Origin of the sequence: Brevundimonas sp. EAKA (genome assembly GCF_000698025.1) — a bacterium.
Taxonomy (GTDB): domain Bacteria; phylum Pseudomonadota; class Alphaproteobacteria; order Caulobacterales; family Caulobacteraceae; genus Brevundimonas; species Brevundimonas mediterranea_A.
The window spans coordinates 1-2,422 of record NZ_JMQR01000219.1 but is presented as its reverse complement, the minus strand read 5'-3'; the positions used below and the strand labels follow the sequence as shown (position 1 = coordinate 2,422).

At 69.3% G+C, this 2,422-nt stretch carries 2 protein-coding genes; one reads left to right on the top strand and one right to left on the bottom strand.

Translation table 11 applies throughout. The features are described 5' to 3' along the window. Window positions 1-1,109, top strand: a 1,109-nt coding sequence (locus tag ER13_RS16965; RefSeq protein ID WP_052005181.1) for a YihY/virulence factor BrkB family protein, incomplete at its 5' end; no start/stop codon positions are given. Here ER13_RS16965 and hslU read toward each other — a convergent pair. Then, on the bottom strand, window positions 1,099-2,400 hold the full coding sequence (gene hslU, locus ER13_RS16960; RefSeq protein ID WP_035311209.1) for an ATP-dependent protease ATPase subunit HslU: 1,302 nt from the start codon (window positions 2,398-2,400) through the stop codon (window positions 1,099-1,101). The two genes, ER13_RS16965 and hslU, sit on opposite strands and share 11 nt — an antisense overlap. Between the last annotated feature and the right edge of the window lie 22 nt (window positions 2,401-2,422).

Here is a 2,422-nt window from a genome sequence, read left to right as displayed (position 1 = left end):
GAAACAGCGACAGCAGGGTGAAGAAGGTCACGCCCCCGGCGACGCCCGAGGACTACGACCTCAGGGAGCCCGGCCGCGGCCGCCTGGCCAAACGGCCCGAACAGATCCCGCACAAGGGTTGGAGCGACATCCTGTGGCGCACCGGCGCCTCCTACTTCGGCGACCGGGTCGGCTTCGTCGCCGGGGGCGTGACCTTCTTCACCCTGCTGTCGCTGTTTCCCCTGCTGGGGACGTTCGTCACCCTGTACGGCCTGTTCGCCGATCCGGCCGACGCCTGGAGCCGGCTCCAGTTCCTGTACGGCGTCATGCCCAGCAGCATCGCCGCCTTCCTGGGCGGCGAGATGGAGCGGCTGGCCGCGAACTCGAACGGCCAGCTGACCTTCACCCTGATCTGGACCCTGGCCCTGTCGCTGTGGACCGCCAATGGGGCGGTCAAGGTGCTCTTCTACGGGCTGAACATCGCCTATCACGAGGTCGAGCGCCGCAATATCGTCCGCTACAACCTGCTGTGCATGGGCTTCACCCTGGGGGCCGTGGCCGCCGTCCTGTTCAGCTCGCTGCTGGTGGTGGGGGTGCCGGTGGTGGTGGGGCTGTTCGGACTGCAGGAGGAATGGGGCCTGCTGGCCCTGTTGCGCTGGCCCCTGCTGCTGGTCGGCTATGTCGCCGCCCTGACCCTGATCTACCGGTTCGGGCCGTGCCGGCAGAAGGCGCGCTGGCGCTGGCTGACGCCGGGGGCGATCTTCGCGGCGGTGGTCAGCCTGACGGTCTCCTTCGTCTTCAGCTGGTATCTGACCAACTTCGTCCGCACCGACTCCTATGGCCCGCTGGCGGCCATGATGGGCTTCCTGCTGTGGACCTGGCTGTCGGTCCAGGTGATCCTGATGGGGGCCGAGCTGAACGCCGAGATCGAGCATCAGACGGCCCTGGACACCACCACGGGCAAGGCCATGCCGATCGGCGAGCGGGGCGCCAAGGTGGCCGACAGCATCGGCGCCAAGCGGGGCAATCCCGCCGCCCTGGCCTTCACCCAGCGCCACGCCGAGGCGGTCGCCGACCGGCTGATGCGCCGCCGGGACCGCCGCGAGCGCGAGGCCGCCGCTAAAGAATGAACCGGCTCAGATCGACGTCCTTGGTCAGGAGGCTCAGCTTGTCGCGCACCGCCGCCCCGTCGAAGTTCACGGTCTGGCCCGCCAGGTCCGAGGCCTTGAAGCTGGTCTCTTCCAGCACCCGCTCCAGCACGGTCTGAAGCCGCCGCGCCCCGATGTTCTCGACAGCCGAGTTGGCCGCCACCGCCGCATCGGCCAGGGCCTCGATCGCGTCGTCGGTGAAGGTCAGGGTCACGTCCTCGGTGGCCAGCAGGGCCTGGTTCTGACGGATCAGATTGGCCTCGGGCTCGGTCAGGATCCGCTTGAAGTCGTCGCGCGTCAGGGCCTTCAGCTCGACCCGGATCGGCAGCCGCCCCTGAAGCTCGGGCAGCAGGTCCGAGGGCTTGGCCACATGGAAGGCGCCCGAGGCGATGAACAGCACATGGTCGGTCTTCACCGGCCCGTATTTGGTCGAGACGGTGGTCCCCTCGATCAGGGGCAGGAGGTCGCGCTGCACCCCCTCGCGCGAGACATCGGCGCCGGAGGCCCCCTGGCGGGCGGCGACCTTGTCGATCTCGTCCAGGAAGACGATGCCCTCGTTCTCGGCCAGGATCAGGGCCTCCTTGGTCAGGCTGTCCTGATCCAGCAGCTTGTCGCCCTCTTCGGCGATCAGGGGGGCGGTGGCGTCGCGGACGGTCAGCTTGACCGTCTTGGTGCGGCCGCCGCCCATCTTGCCCAGCATCTCCGACAGGTTCAGCAGGCCCACGGCCCCGCCGCCGGGAATATCCAGCCCCTGGATCGGCGAGGCGGTGTCGGCCAGGGCGATCTCGACCTCCTTGTCGTCCAGATCGCCGGCCCGCAGCTTCTTGCGGAAGCTGTCGCGCGTCGTCGGCCCGGCGCCGGGGCCGACCAGGGCGTCCAGGATCCGGTCCTCGGCCGCGCCCTCGGCCCGCGCCCGCACCTCGCCGCGCCGGCGGTCGCGCACCATGACCAGGGCGCTCTCGACCAGGTCGCGCATGATCTGATCGACGTCGCGGCCGACATAGCCGACCTCGGTGAACTTGGTCGCCTCGACCTTGAGGAAGGGCGACCCGGCCAGCCGCGCCAGCCGCCGGGCGATCTCGGTCTTGCCGACCCCGGTGGGGCCGATCATCAGGATGTTCTTGGGCGTCACCTCGTCACGCAGATCCTCGGGCACGCGCTTGCGACGCCAGCGATTGCGCAGGGCCACGGCCACGGCGCGCTTGGCGTCGTCCTGGCCGACGATATAGCGATCCAGTTCGGAGACGATTTCGCGGGGGGAGAGGTCAGTCATGGGATGCAGATAGGGGGTCGGG

Excerpts from the sequence above, each read along its gene's own strand:
- hslU (WP_035311209.1), bottom strand. The coding sequence starts at position 2,400 with ATGACTGACCTCTCCCCCCGCGAAATCGTCTCCGAACTGGATCGCTAT.